Below are 24,722 nucleotides of genomic sequence, written 5' to 3' on the forward strand. Positions count from 1 at the left end.
TGGTCAGATCACCTCCCGGATACGCTCGACGCCGATCTTGATGACGGCTTCCATCGCCGCGCGCGCCTTTTGCGGATCGCGCGATGCGATGGCGTGCGCAATGCGCAGATGATTGGCGGCGCATTCGGCGATGCCTTCATGCGAGGTGGCGGGCGAGGAAAGCTGGAACGAGATCGCAAGCGCGGCTTCGATCAGGCCGCTCACCGAGCGCATGAACGGGTTGCCGGACATGCGCGCCACGGCAAGATGGAATTCCAGATCGACCTTGGCAATGGATTCCGGCGTGTGGGCAGGATCGTCGAATTTGGCTGCGAGCGCATAAAGCTCCACGATTTCGTCGCTGGTGGCGCGCTCGGCCGCCGCCGCTGCGGCCGCGGGCTCCAGCGCCATGCGCATTTCCGCCAGATGATCGACGAAAACTTCATCGAACCCGGCCTCGAAACGCCATGTCAGCACGTCGGAGTCGAAGAAGTTCCAGCTTGCATGTCCCAGAACGCGGGTGCCGACCTTTGCCTTGGGTTCGATCAGGCGCTTGGCGGCGAGCGTCTTCATCGCCTCACGCAAAACGGTGCGGGAGACGCCGAAGCGCAGCGACAATTCGTGGTCGCCCGGAAGGATCGAGCCTTCGGGGATCGTTCCCGCGACGATGCCGCGTCCAAGTTCACCCACGACGACCGCGTGGCTGTTATGCCGCTTTCGCCCGGTTATGGCCGTTTCGAGCAGTCCCAATTCAGGTCTCCTTCATGCGTTGCCTGGCCAGGGGCCTGACCCTGGACATTTGTTTCAACGCCCATCTTGTCCGAAAACCGGCTCTCCGCTTTTCGGGATGCGCTTTGGATCGGAGAACCATACAAGCCCGCGCTGTAGAGCAATGAACAGGAACAGCAATATACCGATTGCAATTTTCGTCCACCACGAAGACAGCGTACCGTCAAAAACAATGTAGGTCTGGATCAGCCCCTGTATGAGAATGCCGACGAATGTTCCGGCCACAAGGCCCGCGCCGCCTGTCAGAAGCGTTCCGCCGATCACGACCGAGGCGATGGCATCCAGTTCCACCCCCACCGTCGCCAGCGAATAGCCGGACGAGGTGTAGAGCGTATAGACGATCCCGGCGAGGCCCGAAAGGAGACCGGACATCGTATAGATGCCGATGGTCGTGCGGCCGATGGGAACGCCCATCAGTTCCGCCGATTGCTGGTTGCCGCCAAGCGCATAGATATTGGCGCCGAAGCGCGTGCGGTGGGCGACGATGCCGCCGACGATGAAGACGGCCAGCATCAGCATGGCGATGAATGACAGCCTGCCGCCGCCGGGAAGCCGGAAATAAAGCCCCTGCAACGTGTCGAGAAAGGGGTGGGAGATCGGTACGGATTGCGTCGAGATGAGAAAGGCCGCGCCGCGCGCCAGAAACATGCCCGCGAGCGTGGCTACGAAGGGCGGAATGTTGAGGAAATGGATCATCATGCCCATCCATGCCCCAAACAGGGCGGCGATGGCCAGAATGAGTCCGAAAGCGACGAGCGGGTGCACTCCGAGTTGGCCGACGAGGACGGCCACGAAGACGCTGGTGAAAGCGATGACCGAACCGACCGAAAGGTCGATGCCGCCGGAGAGAATGACGAATGTCATGCCGACGGCGGCGATGCCGAGAAAGGCGTTGTCGGTCAGGAGATTGCCGATCACCCGCGTCGAAAGCATGTTCGGAAACTGGGCGACGCAGATCGCATAGGCGAGCAGGAAGATTGCGACCGTGGTCAGGAACGGGAGATTGCGAAGCGCTCTCATTGCTGTGCTCCCTGTTGCGTGCGGCCTGCTCCGGCAGTTCTCGTTTCATTGCGTTCGGAACGCAGGAAGGCAAGAAGCTGGATAATCGCGGGCGACTGGAAGGTGAGCACGATCACGATGATCACCGCCTTGATGATGAGGTTGAATTCCGGCGGAAAGCCCGCCATCAGGATGCCGGTATTGATTGCCTGGATGATGAGCGCGCCCAGCAGCGAAGCCATGATGGAAAACCGCCCGCCATTGAGCGAGGTGCCGCCGATGACGACCGCCAGAATGGCGTCGAGTTCCAGCCACAGGCCGGCATTGTTGGCATCCGCGCCGCGAATGTCGGCGGCGGCGATCAGACCGGCAAGGGCAGCGCCAACGCCCGACACGGCATAGACGCTGAAAAGCAGGAAGCGCGCCTTCACGCCCGCCAGCATCGCCGCGCGGCGGTTGATGCCGGTCGCTTCGATCAGAAAGCCAAGCGCGCTGGAGCGGACGGCAAGACCCACCGCAAGACCGGCGGCAAGCCAGATCAACACCGGAACGGGTATGCCGAAGAAGGAACCGGAGCCGAGGGCAGCAAAGGAATCGCTGTTGAAGGTGAGGATTGCGCCTTCGGTTACAAGCTGGGCGATGCCGCGTCCGGCGACCATCAGGATCAGTGTCGCGATGATCGGCTGAATGTCGAAGACGGCGACCAGAAAGCCGTTCCAGAGGCCGCAGAGAAGGCCAATGCCGAGCGCTGCCGGGATGACGATGGCAAGCGGGTATCCTGCGACGATGAGCGATGCGGCGAAAGCGCCGCTGATCGCCATGACCGCGCCGACGGAAAGGTCGATGCCGCGGGTCGCGATGACCAGCGTCATGCCAACGGCCAGAATGGCGACGGGCGCGGCCCGCACCAGAATGTCGATCAGGCTGCCATAGAGCCGTCCGTTCTGGAACGAGATGTCGAGAAAACCGGGCGAGATGACGGTATTTGCAATCAGAATGAGAGCGAGAGCGGCCAGTTGCGGCGCCAGTCTTTTGAATTTCCGTGCGATACGGGCGATCATGCTGCGGCTTCCTTTTCGCTTCCCGTCTCCGCGATTGCGCGCACGATATTGTCGGCGGTGATTTCCTCGCCCTTCAGTTCCGCCACATGGCGGCGGTCGGACAGGACGATGACGCGATTGGCAACCGCCGCCAGTTCCTCGAATTCGGACGAGATGATTACCAGCGACAAGCCTTCGGCGCAGAGTTCGCCGATCAGCTTCAGGATTTCGGCGTGGGCGCCGATATCGATGCCGCGTGTCGGCTCGTCGAGGATGAGCAGGCGCGGATCGGTGGCGAGCCAGCGCGCCAGGATCGCCTTCTGCTGATTGCCGCCGGACAGGAACTTGATCGGCCTGTCGGGATCGGGCGGGCGGATGTCGAGCGCCTTGATGTAACGTTGCGCGAGGGCCGTCTTGTCGCGCGACGAGAGCGGCCTCGACCAGCCGCGCTTGGCCTGAACGGCAAGCGCGATGTTTTCCGCCACCGAGAAATCCCCGATGATGCCATCGGTCTTGCGTTCCTCCGGGCAGAAGGCGAAGCGTTCGGTAATTGCCGCCACGGGCGAGGGCAGCCGCTTTTCCTCTCCGTCGACGGTGAGCCTGCCGCTATCGGCTTCATCGACGCCGAACATCAAAAGCGCGGTTTCGGTACGACCCGAGCCGAGCAGCCCCGCAATGCCGACGGCTTCGCCGGGCCTGATCGAAAGATCGAACGGCGCGACGCTGCCTTTTTTTCCGAAGCTGGAAAAGCTGATCGGCGCGGTCGTGTCGTCACCGACTTCCTCGGTCAGCGGGCGGCGCACGGTTTCCTGCAACTGGTGGCCGAGCATCATGGAAATGAGGTCGGCGCGCGGCAGTTGCGACAGTGTGCGGGCGCCGACCAGCCGTCCGTTGCGCAGCACGGTGGCGCTGTCGGCAATGGCGTAGACCTGATCGAGAAAATGCGTGATGACGATGATGCCGAGACCTTCGGCCTTCAACTGGCGCAGGACTTCGAACAGCATCTCCACTTCGCGCGCGTCGAGACTGGCGGTGGGTTCGTCCAGCACCAGCACCTTGCCGGAAAGATCGACGGCACGCGCAATCGCGATGATCTGGCGGATGGCGACCGAATAGGCCGACAGCGGAGCGCCGACATCGATGGCAAGGCCATAGCGGGCGAGCAGGCTTGCCGCGTCCTTTTCCATCCGGCCCCGATCGACCAGCCCGAAACGTTTCGGCTGGCGTCCCAGAAACAGGTTTTCGGCAACTGTCAGATTTTCGAGCAGGTTGACTTCCTGATAGACGGTGCCGATGCCGAGCGTCTGCGCCTCCGCCACGGAAGCGGGCGCAATCGGCTGGCCTTCGAGCAGGATCGACCCGTCGAAGCCGTGATAGGCGCCGGTCAGTATCTTGATGAGCGTGGATTTTCCCGCGCCGTTTTCGCCGAGAAGGGCGTGAATCTCTCCGCACTGGAGCGTGAAGTCGACACGGTCGAGCGCGGTTACGCCCAGAAAGGATTTGGTGATCGAACGGGCTTCAAGAAGCGGCGTCGCGGCCGCCGATGGAGCTTCATTTGCAGCCATGGCAGTCTTCCATTGCGGTGCAAGGGGCTTTCCGGGCCGCGATAAACGCGGCCCGAGGAGGAGATGATCAGTAGCCGAGGCCCTTCTTGGCTTCGTAGACGGCTTTCGGATCGTCTGCCTGTGTGTAGAGCTTCGATTCCGTCTGGATCCATTTCGGCGGAACGGTGCCCTTGTCCTTGAAGGCTTCGATGGCGTCGAAGGCCGGGCCTGCCATGTTCGGCGTCAGCTCGACGGTTGCATTGGCTTCGCCGTTCGCCATGGCCTGGAAAATATCCGGCACGGAATCAATGGAGACGATCTTGATGTCGGTGCCCGGCTTCAGTCCCGCTTCCTTGATGGCCTGAATGGCGCCGACCGCCATGTCGTCGTTATGCGCATAGACGGCGCAGATATCCTTGCCGCCGCCTTCCGCCTTGATGAAGCTTTCCATGACTTCCTTGCCCTTGGTTCGGGTGAAGTCGCCGGTCTGCGAGCGGGAAATCTTGATGCCGTCATGGCCCTCGATCGCTTCCTCGAAGCCCTTCTTGCGGTTGATCGCGGGCGAAGAACCGGTGGTGCCCTGAAGCTCGACCACATTGCAGGGCTTGTCGCCGATGTCCTTCACCAGCCACTCACCGGCCACCTTGCCCTCATGCACCTGATCGGAGGTGACGGCGGTCAGATAGAGGTCTTCCGGCGAATCGATCTGGCGGTCGAGCAGAACGACGGGAATTTCCGCCTCCTTGGCTTCCTTGAGGACCTGGTCCCAGCCGGTGGAGACGACGGGCGCGATCAGGATCGCATCGACCCCCTGCGCGATGAAGCCGCGAACGGCCTTGATCTGGTTTTCCTGCTTCTGCTGGGCGTCGGCGAATTTAAGCGTGTAGCCGCGTTTTTCGGCTTCCTGCTTGGTCAGGGCCGTTTCCGCGGCGCGCCAGCCCGATTCCGAACCGATCTGCGAAAAGCCGACCGTCAGCGATGCTGCCGATGCACTCGAAATCAGGGCAAGCGACGATACCGAGATCAGGGCGGCCGTCAGGGCCGTCATACTGCGTTTCATGATTGTTCCTCCCAAAAAGGCCCTCCCGGCCTCTCGTTTATGAAGCATATAATATTACTTTATGGCAAGCGCCTTTCATCGATTTCAGGCAAAATGGCGGTGCGACAACCGTGCATTCTTTTAAATTATATAATTAGAACAATCTGTTGTAATAGGCTTGCGGTCATTGGATCGTGGGCGCGGGCCAAGGCGCGAAGCGGTTTGCTTGACAAAGCGGGTCGCGGCAAAATAGTCATATTAATAACGCGAATAGCAGTTCAGTGGCGGGCGAGATATTCAGGCTGCCGGAGTGAGTTCCGCAAAGGATTTTGCGGAAAATGGGAGGTTTAATGTTACGTCTGGTCCAGTTCCGCGACGAACGCGGAGAAATGCGTGTGGCTGCTTGCGATGACGAAGGGCTGGCGCATGTCGTCAAGGGGGCGGCGACGACCTACGAGCTGGCCTGGAAAGCGATTGCCGCCGGTATGACGCTTGACGAACAGGTGGAGCGCAACGGAAAGGGCGAAGCCGTCGATATCGATGCGGCACTGGCTGCGGGGCGCGTCGGCCTGCCCATCACCCACGCCGATCCGGCGCATCTCATCGTTGCCGGGACCGGCCTGACGCATCTTGGCTCTGCCGATGGTCGCGACAAGATGCACAAGGCGGCGCAGGCCGCCGAAAAGCCGACCGATTCCATGCGGATGTTCCTGATGGGGGTCGAGGGCGGCAAGCCGAAGCCCGGCGAAACCGGCGTGCAGCCGGAATGGTTCTACAAGGGCGACGGTTCGGCTCTGGTCGCAACGGGCGGCGATCTCATCTCGCCGTCTTTTGCGGAAGATGGCGGTGAGGAACCGGAACTGGCAGGTATTTATCTGATCGGGCCGGACGGAACACCGTTTCGCCTCGGCTTCTGTCTCGCCAACGAGTTTTCCGACCATGTGACCGAGAAACAGAATTATCTCTGGCTTGCCCATTCCAAGCTGCGCCAGGCATCGCTTGGGCCGGAGCTTTACGTGGGTGCGCTGCCGGATCATGTGGAGGGCGTCTCGCGCATCCTCCGTGGTCATGACGTGATCTTCGAAAAGCCGTTCCTGTCGGGCGAAGCGAACATGTCGCACGCAATAGCCAATCTGGAGCATCATCATTTCAAATATGGGCTGTTCCGCCGCCCAGGCGACATTCATGTGCATTTCTTCGGCACGGCGACCCTGTCTTTCTCCGAGGGCGTGAAGACCGAGGCGGGGGACCGGTTCGAGATTTCCGCGAAGCCGTTCCGCTATCCGCTGGTCAATAGACTGGGGCAAGCGGCGGCGGAAAAGATCGCCGTAAAGGCGCTTTGAAAATGGTAGCTTCGTCAAACATCGCGCTTGCAATCATCGGCCTTGGCAAGATTGCGCGCGACCAGCATCTGCCGTCCATTGAGGCCGTCGACGGCATCGAGCTGAAAGCCATTGCAAGCCGCAATGCGGGGCTGGACGGCCTGCCGTCCTTTCACGATATCGACGAATTGCTGGCCTCCGATGTCGCCGTCGATGCCGTATCGCTGTGCACGCCGCCGCAGGGACGTTTTCAACAGGCTTACGCCGCTTTGAAAGCCCGCAAGCATGTGATGCTGGAAAAACCTCCGGGCGCCACACTTTCGGAAGTGCAGGCGCTTGAACGGCTGGCGGGAGCGGAAGGGGTGACACTTTACGCGACATGGCATTCGCGCGAGGCCGCAGCCGTCGAGCCGGCGCGGGAGTTTCTGAAGGAAGCGGAAATCCGTTCGGTTTCGGTCACCTGGAAGGAAGATGTGCGCCACTGGCATCCCGGCCAGCAATGGATATGGGAGCCGGGTGGGCTTGGCGTGTTCGATCCCGGCATCAATGCGCTGTCCATCGTGACGCATATCTTGCCGGAACGCTTTTTCCTGACGCAGTCCGATCTCTATTTTCCACGGAACCGTGCGGCCCCCATTGCCGCCGACCTCAAATTCCAGACCGAGAGCGGCAAGCCGGTCGCGTTCGAACTCGACTGGCGTCAGACCGGCCCGCAGACATGGGACATTCGTGTCGAAACCGACAAGGGCCTGCTTCTGCTCAGTCATGGCGGCAGCCGCCTGGCGATTGCAGGAACCGGGAAGATGGCCGAACCCGACCGGGAATATCAACGACTTTACAAGCGTTTCGTGCAATTGATCGGTGCGGGGCGTTCGGATGTCGATCTCGCTCCGCTGACCCATGTGGCCGATGCCTTCCTGTTCGGAAAGCGGCACGCGGTCGAAGCATTCGAAGATTGAGCATTCCGGGGAGAGGCCCGGAATGGTAAAGGCAGATCAGGAACCGGGACCGCGAGGCGGTCTCTCACCCATGCAGGACAATGAAATGAACAAGCCCGTTTCTCCCAAAATGCCAAAGCTCCGCTCGCGCGCATGGTTCGACAATCCGGACAATGTCGACATGACCGCGCTCTATCTGGAGCGTTACATGAATTACGGCCTGAGCCAGGAGGAACTGCAATCGGGCCGTCCGATCATCGGCATCGCGCAGACCGGCTCGGACCTTTCGCCCTGCAACCGTCACCATCTGGAGCTGGCAAAGCGGGTCCGCGAAGGCATTCGCGAAGCGGGCGGCATCGTGATCGAGTTTCCGGTTCATCCGATTCAGGAAACCGGCAAGCGCCCGACAGCGGGTCTCGACCGCAACCTTGCCTATCTTGGCCTTGTGGAAGTCCTCTACGGTTATCCGCTCGATGGCGTCGTGCTGACGATCGGCTGCGACAAGACCACGCCGGCCTGCCTCATGGCTGCGGCAACGGTCAATATCCCGGCGATTGCATTGTCGGTCGGTCCGATGCTCAATGGCTGGTTCCGGGGCGAGCGCACGGGTTCGGGCACGATCGTCTGGAAAGCGCGTGAATTGCTCGCCAAGGGCGAGATCGACTATCAGGGTTTTGTGAAGCTGGTGGCTTCCTCGGCTCCATCGACCGGCTATTGCAACACCATGGGCACGGCGACGACCATGAATTCGCTGGCCGAAGCGCTCGGTATGCAGCTTCCCGGTTCGGCGGCCATTCCCGCGCCTTACCGCGACCGTCAGGAAGTGGCTTATCTGACGGGCCGCCGCATCGTTGAAATGGTGCATGAAGACCTGAAGCCTTCGGACATTTTGACCAAGGATGCCTTCGTCAACGCAATCCGCGTCAATTCCGCCATCGGCGGTTCGACCAATGCGCCGATCCATCTCAACGCTTTGGCGCGCCATGTCGGCGTGGAACTGACCGTCGATGACTGGCAGAAATACGGTGAGGAAATCCCGCTTCTGGTCAATCTCCAGCCCGCCGGCGAATATCTCGGTGAAGACTACTATCATGCGGGCGGCGTGCCTGCGGTGGTCAATCAGCTGATGGGGCAGGGCCTCATCAACGAGGATGCGCTGACCGTCAATGGCAGGACGATGGGTGAAAACTGCAAGGGTGCTGCCATCGAAGACGACAAGGTCATCAAGCCGTTCGATGCGCCGCTCAAGAAACATGCGGGTTTCCGGGTGCTGCGCGGCAATCTGTTTTCATCGGCCATCATGAAGCTGAGCGTCATTTCGGAAGAATTCCGCAACCGCTATCTTGCTGATGACAAGGATCCGAACGCCTTCGAAGGCAAGGCGGTCGTTTTCGACGGACCGGAGGATTATCATCATCGCATCGACGATCCTTCGCTGGAAATCGACGAGCATACGGTGCTGTTCATGCGCGGCGCAGGCCCCATCGGCTATCCGGGTGCCGCCGAAGTCGTCAATATGCGCGCGCCGGACTATCTCCTGAAGAAGGGCATCACCTCGCTGCCATGCATCGGCGATGGTCGCCAGTCGGGCACGTCGGGTTCGCCGTCGATCCTCAACGCCTCGCCGGAAGCCGCCGCAGGCGGCGGTCTGGCGCTGCTGAAGACCGGCGACCGCGTGCGTATCGATCTGGGTCGCGGCACGGCGGATATCATGATTTCAGATGAGGAACTGGCGGAACGCCGCAAGGCGCTGGAGGCCGCAGGCGGCTACAAATATCCGGAAAGCCAGACCCCGTGGCAGGAAATCCAGCGCGCTGTCGTTGGCCAGATGGAAACCGGCGCGGTTCTGGAAAACGCGGTCAAATATCAGGATATCGCGCATACGCGCGGCCTGCCGCGAGATAACCACTAGAATTTATATTGACCCGAAAGCCATTCCGTTTTCGGGTCAATGTTTTGGCGTCAGATCGCCGTGCGGCGCGCGTGGTCGAGATAGATTTCGCGCAGGCGCTGGGCAATCGGACCGGGCTTGCCGCCGCCGATGGTTTTCTCATCGATCACCGTGATCGGGGTGATGAAGGTTCCGGCGCTGGTGAGAAAGGCTTCCTTCGCCGCATAGGCTTCATCGATGGTGAAGAGGCGCTCCTCCAGTTTCATGCCGGTTTCGGCGATCAGTTGCAGAAGCGACAGGCGTGTGCAGCCGGGTAGGATGGCGTTGCTGTTGGGGCGTGTAACGACGACATCGTCCTGCGTCACGATATAGGCGGTGGAAGAAGCGCCTTCGGTCACATAGCCGTCCTCGATCATCCATGCCTCGTCGCAACCGGCATTCTTGGCGATTTCCTTGGCGAGCGCCTGCGGCAGCAGGCAGACCGTCTTGATGTCGCGGCGCTTCCAGCGCAGATCGTCCAGAGACAGTACATGCGCACCGGTCTTGAGAACGGGCTTGTCGAGAAGCGATGTCGCCTGCGTGAACAGGACTACCGATGGTTTCACACCCTTTGCAGGCACGAAGTCGCGGTCGCGCCCGTCGCCCCGCGTGACTTGCAGGTAGACAAGTCCTTCGGTCAGTTTGTTGCGGCGTACCAGTTCGCGCTCGATCTCCACGATCTCGTCTTCATTCATCGGCATCGGAATGCCGATTTCGCCGGTCGAACGGCGCAGGCGGCGCATATGCGGCTCGCTGTCGACGAGCTTGCCTTCCAGCACGGCGGTTACTTCATAAATGCCGTCGCCGAACAGGAAACCCCGGTCGAAGATGGAAATGCGGGCATCGCGGGCGGAGACATATTCGCCGTTGACATAAACGATACGGTTTTCAAGTTCTTCGGAAGATACGGCCATGATGGATGAGTCCTGAAACGAAAGGGGCGTGACAAATGTCGCCCCTTTCATAAGCCACCGGACTGCGACGGGAAACAGCTATTTTGAAACGGTTTTCACCGGGTCGCCGCAAGGGAGATCAGAAATGCGGTTCCGTTGCCCCCGATTTCGATGGGCATTGCGTCAATGTCGGTGAGCACCGCGCAGTCGTATTTATCCAGACGGGTCGTGTCCGGGGCGACCGCAAGATCGACCTGGCCTTCCGCGCAGAAAAGGAGGGCAGGATTGCCGTCAGCGACTGCCCGCACGGCGCCGTTGACCGTCAGCCGCTGTACGCTGTGGGTGAACCGGTCGCGCCGCGTCATGACATTGAGATCGGTAATGGCCGAGCCTGTCAGGCGCGCACCGCAGCGCGCATCGGCAGGGAAAGAGAGCGGTGCACTCTGGCGGGTGAGGGTCGTTTCCTGTCCTTCGACATCGAGCACGATGCCGTCACCTTCCAGCACCGACAGCGTACGGTCGATGCCGGAGAAGATGGAGAAGGGACCGTCGCTTGCGACGGTCGCCATGGAAACGCGCCAGTCGAAATCATCGACTGACGCGCCTGCCGGATGGATGGCGATTTCGACCGTAACGCCGCCGCCGTTTTTCCACGGCATACGGCGATGGGTCTGCGCTTTCAGGACTGCGATCATCAGCCGAGCCATCCCTGCGATGCCGCCCAGAGCGCAATCGGTGCGGCGAGCAGGATGCTGAGCGCCGTGCGAATGTACCAGATCACGATCAGGTCGCGGAACTTCAACGGGATCGATGTTGCCAGCACGCAGGGAATCGAGGCCGAGAGGAACAGGACCTGACTGACCGAAACCACCGCCGCCACGAATTTCAGGACAACATCCCCGTCCTTCAACAGAATGGCGGGCAGGAACATTTCAGCAAGGCCCGAGGCGATCGATTTGGCGGCGAGCATCGGATCGGCCAGTTGCGCGATCCAGGTGAAGGGATAGAGCGCGAGGCCGAGAATGTCGAAGATCGGCGTGTATTTGGAGGCAAGCAGACCGAGAAGGCCGACGGCCATGATGCTTGGCAGGATCATTGCGGCCATGCGTAGGCCGTCGAGGAAAGTCGTCCATAACAGCGGCAGAAGCTTCGGTGCGCTCTGCGCCTGCCTGATGCCGGTATCGATTGCGGTTTCGATACGGCCCTTGCCTGCGGGCAGCGGCGTGTCGCGATCGCCCGGATGGTTCATGCGGGCGAGCGGCCAGAGACGCGCCGTGATGGCCGACACGATGAAGGTAACGAAGAAGGTGGACCAGAAATAAAGGTTCCAGCTATCCATCAGGCCAAGTGTCTTGGCGACGATGATCATGAAGGTGGCGGAAACGGTGGAGAAGCCGGTGGCGATGGTCGCCGCTTCGCGCGCGCTATATTTGCCTTCCTTGTAGACGCGATCCGTGATCAGGAGCGCGAGCGAATAGCTGCCGACGAAAGAGGCGACGGCATCGATGGCCGACCAGCCCGGCGTGCGCCAGACCGGACGCATGACCGGCTGGACGATGACACCGGTAAACTCGAGCAGGCCGTAGCCGATGAGAAAGGCGAGCGCCAGCGCGCCGATCGGAACGATCAGCCCGACCGACAGGACGAGCTTGTCGAACAGGAACGGCAGCATGTCGGGCGTGAAGAACGCGGCCGGGCCGACGCCTGCCAGATACATGCAGGCCAGCACGAAGCCGACGACGCGCAGGACCGAGAAGATCGTTTCCGTGAGATTGGTCTTCCATTTGCCGGTGATGAAGGGCGCAAATGCACCATAGGCGATCAGCAGGCAGACGAAGGCCAGCGCAAAGGGACGAAGCTGCGTCGCGATCGCGGTTGCGGCATGGTCGAGCAGGATCGTCGATTTTCCGCCGATGGTGACGGGTACGAAAAAGAAGAAGATGCCTATGAAACTGTATAGGATCAGTTTCAGCGCGGCGGAGCCGCGTGAGCTTTCCTTGCGGTCAAGAGTAGTGTCTGTCATTGATATTCCCCTGTATATATGTGTTTTTACAATGAAAAAAGGCGGCCCCGCGAAAGGGTCGCCTTTGATGTCGAGACTTAGTTGCCGAGGATGCCGGGCAGGCGCAGACCCTGCTGCTTCGCCCAGTCGAGCGCTATGTCGTAGCCCGCATCGGCATGGCGCATCACGCCGGTTGCCGGGTCGTTCCAGAGGACCCGCTCGATGCGCCGCGCCGCATCGTCGGTGCCGTCGCAGCAGATGACCATGCCCGAATGCTGGGAGAAGCCCATGCCGACGCCGCCGCCGTGATGGAGCGATACCCAGGTTGCGCCCGATGCCGTGTTGAGCAGGGCGTTGAGCAGCGGCCAGTCGGACACTGCGTCCGAGCCGTCCTTCATGGCTTCGGTTTCGCGGTTCGGCGAGGCGACGGAGCCGCTATCGAGATGGTCGCGACCGATCACGATGGGCGCTTTCAGTTCGCCATTCCTGACCATTTCGTTGAAGGCGAGGCCGAGGCGGTGACGGTCGCCGAGGCCGACCCAGCAAATGCGCGCGGGCAGGCCCTGGAACTCGATGCGTTCCTTCGCCATGTCGAGCCAGTTGTGCAGGTGCTTGTTGTCCGGCAGCAGTTCTTTCACCTTGGCATCGGTCTTTGCGATATCTTCCGGGTCGCCCGAAAGGGCAGCCCAGCGGAACGGGCCGATGCCGCGACAAAACAGCGGACGGATATAGGCAGGCACGAAGCCGGGGAAGGCGAACGCGTCTTCCAGCCCTTCTTCGAGCGCCATCTGGCGAATATTGTTGCCGTAATCGACAGTCGGTATACCGGCGTTCCAGAAATCGAGCATGGCCTGAACCTGCACCTTCATCGAGGCGCGAGCGGCTTTTGCAACGCCTTTCGGATCGCTTTCCTGTCTGGTGCGCCATTCGGCGACCGTCCAGCCGATCGGCAGATAGCCATGCACCGGATCGTGCGCGGAGGTCTGGTCGGTGACGATGTCGGGCCGCACGCCGCGCTTGACGAGTTCCGGGAAGATTTCCGCAGCATTGCCGATAAAGGCGATGGACTTGGCTTCGCCTGCCTTGGTCCATGCGTCGATCCTGGCCAGCGCTTCATCGAGGCTGTGGGTTTTCTCGTCGACATAACGGGTGCGCAGGCGAAAGTCGGCGCGGGTTTCGTCGCATTCGACGGCAAGGCAGCAGGCGCCCGCCATGACGGCCGCGAGAGGCTGTGCGCCGCCCATGCCGCCAAGGCCACCGGTCAGAATCCACTTGCCCTTGAGGTTGCCGTCATAATGCTGGCGACCGGCCTCGACAAAGGTTTCGTAGGTGCCCTGAACGATGCCCTGCGCGCCGATATAGATCCACGAACCGGCGGTCATCTGGCCGTACATGGCGAGACCCTTCTTATCCAGTTCGTTGAAATGATCCCAGGTCGCCCAGTGTGGCACGAGATTGGAATTGGCGATCAGAACACGCGGAGCGTCCTTGTGGGTGCGGAACACGCCGACCGGCTTGCCCGACTGCACCAGCAGGGTTTCGTCGTCGTTGAGCGTCTTCAGCGTCGCCACGATGCGGTCGAAATCGTCCCATGTGCGCGCCGCGCGTCCGATGCCGCCATAGACCACCAGTTCATGCGGGCGCTCGGCCACGTCCGGGTCGAGATTGTTCATCAGCATTCTGAGCGGCGCTTCGGTCAGCCAGCTTTTCGCATTCAGTTCGTCGCCGCGGGGCGCGCGGACTTCGCGTTCGTTATGACGGGGATTGGACATGGTGTTCTCCTCAGGATTCGAGTTCGGCGGCAATCGATTCCAGCCGCTGCAATAGGGTTTTGAGAGGCGCGCGAAGCTTGTCCGCTTTGGCTTCGTCATAGGCGAAGGGAACGGCTTCGGTCGCCAAATGGGTGGATTGGGCAAGCTCCATCTGGATGGCGTGGACGCCCGTTTCCGGTCTGCCGTAATGGCGCGTCGTCCAGCCGCCCTTGAAACGGCCGTTGAGGATCGACGTGAAGCCTTCGGCCTTGCCGGTGATTTCGACCGCCGCCGCTTCGAATTTCGGATCGCAGGTCCTGCCCATGTCGGTGCCGATGTTGAAATCCGGCAACCTGCCTTCGAACAGGAACGGGATATGCGAGCGGATCGAATGGCAGTCATAGAGGATCGCGACGCCGTGGATCGCCTTCACGCGCTCGATCTCGGCGGCGAGCGCCTTGTGATAGGGCGTGTGGAAGCGCGTCATGCGCTCGGCGACGTCAGCTTGCGTCGGTGCCTCGCCATCCCTCCAGATCGCCACGCCGTCGAAATCGGTTTCCGGTATCAGCGTGGTCGTATTCTGGCCGGGGTAGAGGCTGACGCCCGCCGGATCGCGATTGGCATCGATGCAATAACGATGGAAGGTGGCGCGCACAGCCGTGGCATCGTCGAGCAGGCCATCGTAAAGCCGGTGGATGTGCCAGTCGGTATCGGCAAGGATTTTGCCGTTGTCGTTGAGACGCGCAAAAATATCCTCGGGCACGTCCGTACCCGTATGCGGCAGTCCCAGAATGACGGGTGAGGTTCCCTGACGAATTTCGAAAGCGCTCATGATCATGCCTCCAGCGATGGCAGAATGCCGTCCGAAACGACGCCCGCGAGCGTACCGTCGACGACCAGTTCGGCGGCGGCCTTCAGGTCGTCGGCCATGTAACGGTCTTCTTCCAGCGTCTGCACCTTCGCACGCAGGGCTGCGATGGCCCCGGCAAGTTCGGGGCTGGTGGTCAGCGGCTCGCGCAGTTCGACGCCAAGCGCTCCGGTTAGCGCCTCGATGCCGATAATGGCGTTGAGATTGGCGGTCATCTGCAAAAGACGGCGTGCGCCATGGCAAGCCATGGAGACATGGTCTTCCTGATTGGCGGAGGTGGGCGTGGAATCGACCGAGGCCGGATGTGCCATCTGCTTGTTTTCGCTCATCAGAGCGGCGGACGTGACTTCCGCGATCATCAGGCCGGAATTGAGGCCCGGTTTACGGGCGAGAAACGCCGGTAGGCCGAAGGAGAGCGCGGGATCGACCAGAAGCGCGATGCGGCGCTGGGCGATGGCCCCGATTTCGCAGATCGCAAGCGCAATCTGGTCTGCGGCGAAGGCAACCGGTTCGGCATGGAAATTACCGCCCGAAACGGCCCGCCCGTCGGAGAGAACCAGCGGATTGTCGGTGACGGCATTGGCCTCGATTTCCAGAGTGCGCGCGGCCTGTCGCAGAATGTCGAGGCAGGCACCGTCGACCTGCGGCTGGCAGCGGATGCAGTAGGGGTCCTGTACGCGCTGGTCGCCTTCGAGGTGGCTCCGGCGGATGACGGAACCTTCGAGCAAACAGCGCAATGCCCGGCCAGCGTCGATCTGGCCCTTATGGCCGCGCAGCGTATGGATTTCCTCATGGAACGGTGCATCCGAGCCCATGGCGGCGTCGGTGGACAATGCGCCGGTAATCAGAGCCGTCTGCGCAGCGCGGTGCGCGCGGAAAAGACCGGCCAGCGCCAGCGCTGTCGAGGTCTGTGTGCCGTTGATGAGTGCAAGCCCTTCCTTGGCGGCGAGCACGACCGGCTTGAGACCGGCCCTTGACAGAGCTGTTGCGCCGGGCAGGCGCTCGCCCTGATAGAAGGCTTCGCCTTCGCCGATCATGGCGGCCGCCATGTGAGCGAGCGGCGCGAGATCGCCGGATGCGCCGACCGAGCCTTTTTCCGGGATCATCGGGATCACGCCTTTGGCCAGCATATCCTCGATGAGGGTGACGACTTCAAGCCGCACGCCGGAAGCGCCGCGCCCGAGCGAGATCAGCTTGAGCGCCATGACAAGGCGCACGATGTCTTTCGACAACGGTTCGCCGACGCCGCAGCAATGCGACAGGATGAGGTTGCGTTGCAGGGTGGCCACATCGCCTGCCGCAATACGGATCGAGGCGAGTTTTCCAAAGCCGGTGTTGATGCCATAGACCGGCTCGTCGCCCGCCGCGATTTCCGCGATGCGGGCTGCGGCCTTCTCGACGCCCGCATGGAACGAAGGATCGATGCGGACCGCAAGATTGCCGCGATAAATCTGTTCCAGCGTTGCGAGCGGGACAGAACCGGGCTTGAGGATGATGGTCATGGCAGGCTCCGTTGCGGATGGTTAGATTCGGCCTTTGAAAACCCGCTTCCACAGCGGGTTGAAGCCGATGCGATAGACGAGTTCGGCGGGCCGCTCGACGTCCCAGATGGCGAGATCGGCATCCTTGCCGATGGCAAGCGTTCCGGTCTGGTCGAGAATGCCCAGTGCGCGCGCGGCTTCGCGGGTAACGCCGGCAAGGCATTCATCGACTGTCATGCGGAACAGCGTTGCGCCCATATTCATGGTGAGCAGCAGCGATGTCAGCGGCGAAGTGCCCGGATTATTGTCCGTGGCAAGCGCCATTTTGGTGCCCGCGGTGCGGAAAGCCTCGACCGGGGGCTTCTGCGTTTCGCGGATGAAATAATAGGCGCCCGGAAGAAGCACGGCGACGGTTCCGGCGCGGGCCATGGCCGCCGCGCCTTCCGCGTCCGTATATTCCAGATGATCTGCCGAAAGCGCGCCATAGGATGCGGCGAGCGCGGCGCCGTGCAGGTTGGAAAGCTGGTCGGCATGGAGCTTGACCGGCAGGCCGTGCGCCTTTGCGGCATCGAAAACGCGAGCGATTTCGTCGGGCAGGAATGCGATGCCCTCGCAGAAGCCATCTACGGCATCGGCAAGCTTTTCCTTCGCGATTGCCGGAAGCATTTCACTGACGATCTTGTCTATGAAGGCCGTCTTGTCGCCGTTCATTTCGGGCGGCAGGGCATGTGCGCCAAGGAAGGTGGCGCGGACCGCGACATCGCGCTCCTGCGCCAGACGGCGCGCGGCGCGCAGTGATTTCATCTCGCTTTCCGTATCCAGACCGTAGCCGGATTTCACCTCGACGGTGGTGACGCCCTCGGCAATCAGCGCGTCGAGGCGCGGAAGCGTCTCGCGCACCAGATCGTCCTCGCTGGCCGCGCGCAGGTTGCGGACGGAAGAGACGATGCCGCCGCCCGCCCGCGCAACCTCTTCATAGGTCGCGCCGTTCAGCCGCAGTTCGAATTCATGAGCGCGATTGCCCGCATGAACCAGATGCGTATGGCAATCGATCAGGCCCGGCGTGATTAACCTGCCTCCGCAGTCAAGTTTTTCATAGGAGGAATAACCGGCGGGAAGGTCGGCTTCAGGGCCGACATAGGCGATGCGACCATCACGGATGGCAAGTGCTGCCCCTGCGGTCGGGGTGCCGATCAGGCCGATGCCCTGTGCCTTCTCGTCCAGCGTGGCGATACGGGCATTGGTAAAAATATAGCTCGTTTTGTCCGACATGAGCGTTTTCTCGCTTCCCCTGTTTTTTTATAATGTATATACATATTACAGAAACAGCCAAGAAAAAAATGCGCGAGGGAGCGAGCTGTTGAAAGATTGCGCCGCGCATGAACGAAATTGAGGAGAGGTCCAGAATGTCGGAAGCATCGTCCAGGGCGCATTTTATCCATGCCGGTCAGGCACTTCTGGAAACTGGCTGGGCGGAGGACGTTCGCATCGGCATCGACGGCGGAAAGATCGTTTCGCTCGAAACGGGCGCTGCCGCCGGGGCAGACGATGAGCGCCATGCGGCGATCGTAAGCGGTATGCCGAACCTGCACAGCCATGCTTTCCAGTATGGGATGGCGGGGCTGACCGAGCGGCGCGGCCCGTCGGCCGATTCATTCTGGAGCTGGCGCGATGTCATGTATAAATTCGCGCTGACCATGTCGCCCGAACAGGCCGAGGCCGTGGCGCTCAGGCTTTATGTCGACATGCTGGAAGCGGGCTTTACCCGTGTGGGCGAGTTCCATTATCTTCACCACGACCGGGACGGCGCGCCCTATGCGAATATTTCGGAAATGGCGGACCGGATCGTCTCGGCTGCGGCCAGGGCCGGAATGGGGCTGACCCTGCTGCCGGTTTTCTATGCGCATTCCACCTTCGGCGGCGCGGCACCCAATGAGGGCCAGCGGCGCTTCATCAACGATCCCGAACGTTTTGCGCGGCTGGTCGAAGGTTGCCAGAAGGCGCTTGCCGGTTTCGATGGGGCTGTGCTGGGCGTTGCGCCGCACAGCCTGCGCGCCGTTACGCCGGAGGAACTTGCCGTCGTGACAAAGCTCTTGCCCGCGGCGCCGGTGCATATTCACGTTGCCGAGCAGGTGAAGGAAGTCGAGGACTGCATCGCATGGTCGGGCAAGCGCCCGGTGGAATGGCTTCTGGACAATCAGGAGCTATCCGCGCGCTGGTGCCTGATCCACGCCACCCACATGACGGATGCCGAAACGGTCGACATGGCCGGAACAGGCGCGATTGCCGGGCTTTGCCCGGTGACGGAAGCCAATCTGGGGGATGGCGCTTTCAATGCCACGGTTTTCGCTTCTGCCGGGGGCAGGTTCGGCGTCGGTTCGGATTCGAATGTCCTGATCGGCATTGGCGACGAGTTGCGCCAGCTTGAATATTCGCTGCGCCTGCGGCACCGCGCGCGCAATGTGCTGGCCGAGAACGCGGGTTCGACAGGCCGCGCCGTGTTCGGCGGCGCGCTCACCGGCGGTCATATCGCGATGGGACGCGCGGAAGATGGATTGAAGCCGGGCGCATCGGCCGATCTTGTCTCGCTCGATGTGGAACGTCTGCCCCATGCGAGGGGCGATCCCATTCTGGATGGCTGGATTTTCGCAGGCCGGGGCAAGGTCGGTGACGTCTGGGTGCGCGGGGTCAAACAGGTGGAAGGCGGGCGTCACCGCTTGCGCGATGAAGCGGAGCGTGCTTTCCAGAAGGCAATCGGCGAATTGCTCGCCTGACAGGAGACTTCATGGCTGGCGGAGAGGCTATTGCGGGAGACGAACCGGTTCTTTCGCTGCATCAGCGAATACTGGACGATATCGAATCGCGCATTCTGTCGGGCGAATGGGCGCCAGGCCATCGCATTCCGTTCGAGCATGAACTGACCGAATATTACAATTGTTCGCGCATGACCGTAAACAAGGCCCTGACGCAGCTTGCCAAGGCAGGGCTGATCGAGCGGAAGCGCAAGTCCGGCAGCTTCGTTTCGTTTCCGCAGTCGCAGGCGGCCATCCTGGAAATCCACGACATCAAGGAGGAAGTTGCCGCGCTTGGGCTGCCCTACCGTTTCGAACTCATGAAACGCTGGGACAGGCTGAGCGGTCCTGCCGATGCGAAGCTGCTCGATATTCCGCGACACACGCCGATAGTCGAGCTTCTGTGCCGTCACCATGCGGGCAAGCGCGTCTTTGCGCTGGAAGAACGCATCATTAGCCTCACTGCCGTGCCCACGGCGGCGGAGACCGATTTTGCCGAGAACTCGCCCGGCCCGTGGCTGGTCGCCTGTGTGCCGTGGAGCAATGCGCAGCATTCCATCCGCGCCGTAGCGCCCACGCCGGACAAGGCCGAGATGCTGGGCATCGCGGTCGGGGCCCCGTGTCTGGTGATCGAGCGCCAGACGTGGAATACGGGTCAGCCGGTGACGCATGTGCGCTTCACCTATCCGGGCGACAGTCATGCGCTGGTGGCGAAATTCACACCATCGCAAGGGTGAGTGGCGCAAGAGGCGAAAGAAGAAAAAAGCCGCCGCGTGGTACAGCGGCGGCCAAATACAGCATGACCCGGGTGTCGGTCAGGCTGCGCGTTTGATTGCATCGCCCAGAACGGAAACGATGGTGTCGATCTGTTCCTTCTCCACGATCAGCGGCGGTGACAATGCAATCACATCGCCGGTTACGCGGATCAGAAGACCCTTCTTGAAGCAATCCACGAAGACGTCATAGGCGCGGGCGCCCGGCGCATCCTTGCGGGACGAAAGTTCGATTGCGCCAACGAGCCCGAGATTGCGGATGTCAATGACATTCGGTGCGTCTTTCAGCGAATGGAGCGCTTCCTGCCAGTGATCGGCAAGGTCGGCGCCGCGCGTCAGAAGCCCTTCCTCGGCGTAGATTTCCAGCGTGGCAAGACCGGCGGCGGAAGCGACCGGATGGCCGGAATAGGTGTAGCCGTGGAACAGTTCGATGGCGTTTTCCGGCCCTGTCATCAGGCCATCATGCACCTTGCGGCTTGCAAAGACCGCGCCCATCGGGATCGCGCCATTGGTCAGGCCCTTGGCGGTGGTAACGAGATCGGGAACGACCCCGAAATAATCGACAGCAAAGGGCGTGCCGAGACGACCGAAACCGGTGATGACTTCATCGAAAATCAGGAGAATGCCGTGCTTGTCGGCGGTGGCGCGGATGCGCTCCAGATAGCCCTTGGGCGGCAGGATGACACCAGCCGAACCGGACATCGGTTCCACGATGACGGCGGCGATCTTTTCGGCGCCATGAAGCTGGACCAGACGTTCGAGATCGTCGGCCAGTTCGATGCCATGCGCGGGCAGCCCCTTGGAGAAGGCGTTGCGCTCGATATCGAGCGTATGGCGCAGATGATCGGCCGGAATTTGCGGGAAGACGCGGCGGTTATTGACCAGGCCGCCGACCGAAATGCCGCCGAAGCCGACGCCGTGATAGCCTTTCTCGCGGCCCAGAACCATGGTGCGGGTGCCCTGACCGATGGCGCGCTGATAGGCAATGGCGATTTTCAGCGCCGTATCGACCGATTCCGAACCGGAATTGGTGAAGAATACGCGGTCGAGCTTTGCGTCCGGTCCACCCGGCGCTATGGCGGCGAGCTTTTCGGCGAAGTCGAAGGCCACGTTATGGCCCATCTGGAAGGTGGGCGCGAAATCCATGGTGGAAATCTGACGTTCGACGGCCTGCGTGATCTGCTTGCGGCCATGGCCTGCATTGCAGCACCAAAGACCCGCCGTACCGTCGAGCACCTGATTGCCATCGACATCGGTGTAATACATGCCCGAAGCGCTTGCGAGCAGGCGGGGAGCCGCCTTGAACTGCCGGTTCGCCGTGAACGGCATCCAGAAATTCTCAAGGCTTGGCGCGTTGGTTTTGGTGAGCATCGTATCCTCCTGTTTGCCGCAGCAGGCCACGCTTTGCGACAGGCAACAAGTCCTTTTCTTGAAAAGTTCAAGCTATTGAAATCATATGGTTGCAAATGCATAATTGCTTTATATCGAACATCATAAACAGCAAGGGAACGTTCGATGAGCATCGATATCGGCGGGAGACTGCGCTATGTGCGCATGAGACAGAATCTGTCGCAGCGCGAGCTTGCCAAAAGGGCGGGTGTGACCAACTCCACCATATCCTTGATCGAAGCCAACCAGTCCAATCCGTCGGTGGGGGCGCTCAAGCGCATTCTCGACGGCATACCCATCGGCATGGCCGAGTTTTTCGCTTTGGAGCCGGATGCGCCGCACAAGGTATTCTATCAGGCCGAGGATCTGGTGGAAATCGGCAAGGGACCGATTTCCTATCGCCAGGTGGGCGACCATCTGTTTTCGCGTTCCCTGCAAATATTGAAGGAGCGCTACGAGCCCGGTTCCGATACGGGAAAAGTGCTTCTCATGCATGAGGGCGAGGAGGGCGGCATCGTCATTTCGGGGCGTATCGAAGTGACGGTCGGTGCCGACCGCCGTATTCTGGGGCCGGGCGACGCCTATTACTTTTCCAGCAAGCTGCCACACCGGTTCCGTTGCGTCGGACCGTTGCCCTGCGAAGTCGTCAGCGCCTGCACGCCGCCAAGCTTTTGACGGCGCGCAGGGATAGCGGTTTAGCTATAACGCGAAATGCCGAGATCGTCGGCACGGATATCCGGCTTGTTGCCGGAAATCAGGTCGGCAAGCAACTTGCCGGAGCCGCAGGACATGGTCCAACCGAGCGTGCCGTGACCGGCATTGATGAAGACATTGTCGTAGCGCGTCGCGCCGATGATCGGCGTGGAATCCGGCGTCATCGGACGCAGGCCCGACCAGAAGGTCGCAGCTTTCAGATCTCCGCCGGGGAACAGGTCGGTGACCGACAGATCGAGCGTCGCACGGCGGGCGGCGGGCAGGTTGTCGGTGAAACCGGAGACTTCGGCCATGCCGCCGACGCGAATGCGGTCACCGAGACGGGTGATGGCGATCTTGTAGCTTTCGTCCAGCACGGTCGAGACCGGAGCTCGATCTTCATCGATAATCGGCGCGGTGATCGAATAGCCCTTGACCGGATAGATCGGCGCATTGAGGCCAAGCGATTTGACGAGCGCGGGCGTGTAGCTGCCAAGTGCCACGACATAGCGGTCGGCGGTGAGAATGCCTTCGGACGTTTCCACACCAGATACCTTGCCGCCGGACATGAGCAGGGACTTGATGGTGACGCCGAAGCGGAATTTCACGCCCAACCCCTCGGCAATTTTTGCCAGCGCATTGGTGAATTTGAAGCAGTCGCCGGTTTCATCATTGGGCAGGCGCAGGCCGCCGACGAACTTGTCCTTCACATGAGCAAGCGCGGGTTCCGCTTTGGCGCAATCGTCGCGGTCGAGCACTTCGAACGGTACGCCGTCCTGACGCAGCACTTCGATATCCTTGCCGATGCCGTCGAACTGGTACTGCTCGCGAAAGAGCTGAAGCGTGCCCTGCGACCGCTGGTCGTATTCGATGCCGGTATCCTTGCGCAGATCGATGAGGCACTCACGGGCATATTCGGCAACGCGCACCATGCGGGTCTTGTTGACCTTGTAGCGGCTGTCCGTGCAATTGGCGAGCATTTGCAGGAGCCAGATATACTGAGCCGGATCGCGGGTCAGGCGCAGGACGAGCGGCGCATGTTTCTGGAACAGCCATTTTGCCGCCTTGAACGGAATGCCGGGCGCAGCCCAAGGCGAAGCGTAGCCGGGCGAAACCTGACCGGCATTGGCGAAGCTGGTTTCCAGCGCCGGACCTTCTTCGCGATCGACGACAGTTACCTCGTGGCCGAGCTTGGCCAGATAATAGGCCGTCGTGACGCCGATGACGCCGCTGCCGAGGATGATGATCTGCATGTTCGCCTCTTGTCTTATGCTTTTGCGCCGCCCGTACCGCGTTCCACGTAAACACGTGCATAACGGTTGCCGAGCGCGGTCAGGATTTCATAGGGGATCGTGTCGCAGTCGCGGGCTACATCTTCCAGACGCTGATGCGGGCCAATCAGTTCAACGAGGCTACCAAGCCTGAGCGTGTCCGCAGGCAATGCGCTGACGTCGAGCGTGATGGAATCCATCGACACCCGACCGATGACCGGCAGGCGCGTTTCGCCGTAAAAGGCCGAACCCTTGTTGCTGAGAGAGCGGAACCAGCCATCGGCATAACCGACCGCGATGGTGGCAACCCGCATCGGTCCCCGGGCGATATAGGTGCCGCCATAGCCGATGGCTGCGCCCTTATCGACGTCGCGGACCTGAATGACCCGCGCCGAAAGGGTGAGCACCGGTAGAATCGGGTTGTCGCCGGTATTGGGCCCGACGCCGTAAAGCGCGACGCCGGGGCGAGCGAGATCGAAGTGATAGGATTTATCGAGAAAACTGCCGCCCGAATTGGCGAAAGCCACGGGAAGTTTCGGCAGGCGCGCCAATGCTGCGCGCATGGCAGCAAGCTGGCGGGCATTGGCCGGATTTTCCGGTTCGTCGCCGCTCGCCAGATGGCTCATGATAAAGCGCACGTCGATGCCATCGAGCAGCGAAAGATTGTCTGCGAGTTGGTCGAGTTCCTGCACCGAGAGGCCAAGGCGCGACATGCCGGTATCGACCTGCAGAAGCGCGGGCAGCTTTTTGCCGTTGGCGGCGGCGAGCGCGGCCCAGTTTTCGACCTGTTCCAGCGAATTGAGAACCGGTACGATACTTTCACGGGCGCAGGCAGCTTCCGTGCCGGGCTGGAGGCCGTTCAGCACATAAAGCGTGGCGTCGGGCTTCAATGCTGGCTTCAGAACGATGGCCTCACCCAGATGCGCGACGAAGAAATCGCGGCAACCCGCTTCATAGAAGGCTGGAGCAACACGATTGGCGCCAAGACCATAGGCGTCGGCCTTGACCACCGCCGCCGCACGGGTTGGCGCGATGCGCCGCGCAACCGCGGTATAATTGTGCCGCAAAGCCGCAAGGTCGATGGTCAATACGCCACCGGCTGCGAGGTCGCTCTGCTCTTTGGAAAAATGCATCGACATAGTTGCCATATCCAATGCGTGACGCCTGTTGTTCTCGTCCTTCGAGGCTGGTCATCCGGGCCTCGGGGAGGAGCGCCCATGATAGTCGAA

General features: G+C 61.3%; 21 protein-coding genes. 6 read left to right on the forward strand and 15 right to left on the reverse strand.

Translation table 11 applies throughout. The features are described from left to right. Positions 1 to 3: 3 nt before the first annotated feature. From FHS76_RS15050 to ytfQ, 5 genes are all read right to left on the reverse strand, one after another. On the reverse strand, positions 4 to 729 hold the full coding sequence (locus FHS76_RS15050) for a FadR/GntR family transcriptional regulator (RefSeq protein WP_183654316.1): 726 nt from the start codon (positions 727 to 729) through the stop codon (positions 4 to 6). Between the two features lie 54 nt (positions 730 to 783). Continuing rightward, complete coding sequence (yjfF, locus tag FHS76_RS15055; RefSeq protein WP_183654319.1) at positions 784 to 1,788, reverse strand: galactofuranose ABC transporter, permease protein YjfF; 1,005 nt, start codon at positions 1,786 to 1,788, stop codon at positions 784 to 786. Beyond that, positions 1,785 to 2,828, reverse strand: a complete 1,044-nt coding sequence (locus FHS76_RS15060) for an ABC transporter permease (protein ID WP_183654322.1) — start codon at positions 2,826 to 2,828, stop codon at positions 1,785 to 1,787. Before FHS76_RS15060 ends, yjfF begins: the two co-directional genes overlap by 4 nt. Further along, a complete protein-coding gene (locus FHS76_RS15065) occupies positions 2,825 to 4,372 on the reverse strand; it encodes a sugar ABC transporter ATP-binding protein (RefSeq protein WP_183654324.1) in 1,548 nt (515 codons plus the stop codon). Before FHS76_RS15065 ends, FHS76_RS15060 begins: the two co-directional genes overlap by 4 nt. A 67-nt stretch (positions 4,373 to 4,439) precedes the next feature. Then, the gene (gene ytfQ / locus FHS76_RS15070) at positions 4,440 to 5,411 is read right to left on the reverse strand and encodes a galactofuranose ABC transporter, galactofuranose-binding protein YtfQ (protein WP_183654326.1); all 972 of its coding nucleotides are present in this window, start codon (positions 5,409 to 5,411) and stop codon (positions 4,440 to 4,442) included. A gap of 329 nt (positions 5,412 to 5,740) precedes the next feature. Between ytfQ and araD1 the strand changes: the two genes are divergently transcribed. The 3 genes from araD1 (at position 5,741) to FHS76_RS15085 (ending at position 9,562) form a co-directional block, all read left to right on the forward strand. After that, positions 5,741 to 6,733, forward strand: coding sequence for an AraD1 family protein (araD1, locus tag FHS76_RS15075; protein ID WP_183654329.1), 993 nt, complete (start codon positions 5,741 to 5,743; stop codon positions 6,731 to 6,733). 2 nt (positions 6,734 to 6,735) lie between these two features. Continuing rightward, positions 6,736 to 7,671, forward strand: coding sequence for a Gfo/Idh/MocA family protein (locus FHS76_RS15080; RefSeq protein ID WP_183654332.1), 936 nt, complete (start codon positions 6,736 to 6,738; stop codon positions 7,669 to 7,671). An 85-nt stretch (positions 7,672 to 7,756) separates the two neighbouring features. Further along, on the forward strand, positions 7,757 to 9,562 hold the full coding sequence (locus FHS76_RS15085) for an IlvD/Edd family dehydratase (protein ID WP_183654430.1): 1,806 nt from the start codon (positions 7,757 to 7,759) through the stop codon (positions 9,560 to 9,562). Between the two features lie 50 nt (positions 9,563 to 9,612). Here the strand turns inward: FHS76_RS15085 and FHS76_RS15090 are convergent, their stop codons facing one another. The 7 genes from FHS76_RS15090 to hutI form a co-directional block, all read right to left on the reverse strand. Next, positions 9,613 to 10,494, reverse strand: coding sequence for a D-amino-acid transaminase (locus FHS76_RS15090; RefSeq protein WP_183654335.1), 882 nt, complete (start codon positions 10,492 to 10,494; stop codon positions 9,613 to 9,615). A 95-nt stretch (positions 10,495 to 10,589) separates the two neighbouring features. Next, a complete protein-coding gene (locus FHS76_RS15095) occupies positions 10,590 to 11,171 on the reverse strand; it encodes a HutD/Ves family protein (protein ID WP_183654433.1) in 582 nt (193 codons plus the stop codon). Next, a complete protein-coding gene (locus FHS76_RS15100) occupies positions 11,168 to 12,496 on the reverse strand; it encodes a YjiH family protein (protein WP_183654338.1) in 1,329 nt (442 codons plus the stop codon). Before FHS76_RS15100 ends, FHS76_RS15095 begins: the two co-directional genes overlap by 4 nt. A 77-nt stretch (positions 12,497 to 12,573) precedes the next feature. Further along, on the reverse strand, positions 12,574 to 14,247 hold the full coding sequence (gene hutU / locus FHS76_RS15105; protein ID WP_183654341.1) for a urocanate hydratase: 1,674 nt from the start codon (positions 14,245 to 14,247) through the stop codon (positions 12,574 to 12,576). A 10-nt stretch (positions 14,248 to 14,257) separates the two neighbouring features. Continuing rightward, positions 14,258 to 15,058, reverse strand: coding sequence for an N-formylglutamate deformylase (gene hutG / locus FHS76_RS15110; RefSeq protein ID WP_183654345.1), 801 nt, complete (start codon positions 15,056 to 15,058; stop codon positions 14,258 to 14,260). Between the two features lie 2 nt (positions 15,059 to 15,060). Then, entirely contained in the window at positions 15,061 to 16,596 is a 1,536-nt protein-coding gene (gene hutH / locus FHS76_RS15115; protein ID WP_183654348.1) for a histidine ammonia-lyase, read from the reverse strand. Positions 16,597 to 16,617: 21 nt separating this feature from the next. Continuing rightward, positions 16,618 to 17,847, reverse strand: coding sequence for an imidazolonepropionase (hutI, locus tag FHS76_RS15120; RefSeq protein WP_183654351.1), 1,230 nt, complete (start codon positions 17,845 to 17,847; stop codon positions 16,618 to 16,620). A gap of 134 nt (positions 17,848 to 17,981) precedes the next feature. Between hutI and FHS76_RS15125 the strand changes: the two genes are divergently transcribed. Together FHS76_RS15125 and hutC are read left to right on the forward strand one after the other, a co-directional pair. After that, positions 17,982 to 19,349 carry a formimidoylglutamate deiminase gene (locus FHS76_RS15125; protein WP_183654354.1) on the forward strand — a complete coding sequence of 456 codons (1,368 nt, stop codon included), beginning with the start codon at positions 17,982 to 17,984 and terminating at the stop codon, positions 19,347 to 19,349. A gap of 11 nt (positions 19,350 to 19,360) precedes the next feature. Beyond that, positions 19,361 to 20,104 carry a histidine utilization repressor gene (gene hutC / locus FHS76_RS15130; RefSeq protein WP_183654356.1) on the forward strand — a complete coding sequence of 248 codons (744 nt, stop codon included), beginning with the start codon at positions 19,361 to 19,363 and terminating at the stop codon, positions 20,102 to 20,104. A 78-nt stretch (positions 20,105 to 20,182) separates the two neighbouring features. Here the strand turns inward: hutC and FHS76_RS15135 are convergent, their stop codons facing one another. Beyond that, positions 20,183 to 21,511: an aspartate aminotransferase family protein gene (locus FHS76_RS15135; RefSeq protein ID WP_183654359.1), complete on the reverse strand. Its 1,329-nt coding sequence runs from the start codon at positions 21,509 to 21,511 to the stop codon at positions 20,183 to 20,185. A gap of 144 nt (positions 21,512 to 21,655) precedes the next feature. Here FHS76_RS15135 and FHS76_RS15140 point away from each other — a divergent pair, with 144 nt between their 5' ends. Beyond that, positions 21,656 to 22,204: a cupin domain-containing protein gene (locus FHS76_RS15140; RefSeq protein ID WP_183654362.1), complete on the forward strand. Its 549-nt coding sequence runs from the start codon at positions 21,656 to 21,658 to the stop codon at positions 22,202 to 22,204. Positions 22,205 to 22,224: 20 nt separating this feature from the next. On the opposite strand, the gene FHS76_RS15145 is transcribed toward FHS76_RS15140, so the two are convergent. Then, positions 22,225 to 23,475, reverse strand: coding sequence for a D-amino acid dehydrogenase (locus FHS76_RS15145; RefSeq protein WP_183654365.1), 1,251 nt, complete (start codon positions 23,473 to 23,475; stop codon positions 22,225 to 22,227). A gap of 14 nt (positions 23,476 to 23,489) precedes the next feature. Further along, on the reverse strand, positions 23,490 to 24,641 hold the full coding sequence (gene alr / locus FHS76_RS15150; protein WP_183654436.1) for an alanine racemase: 1,152 nt from the start codon (positions 24,639 to 24,641) through the stop codon (positions 23,490 to 23,492). Between the last annotated feature and the right edge of the window lie 81 nt (positions 24,642 to 24,722).

The organism is Brucella daejeonensis (genome assembly GCF_014199265.1).
Classification (GTDB): Bacteria; Pseudomonadota; Alphaproteobacteria; order Rhizobiales; family Rhizobiaceae; genus Brucella; species Brucella daejeonensis.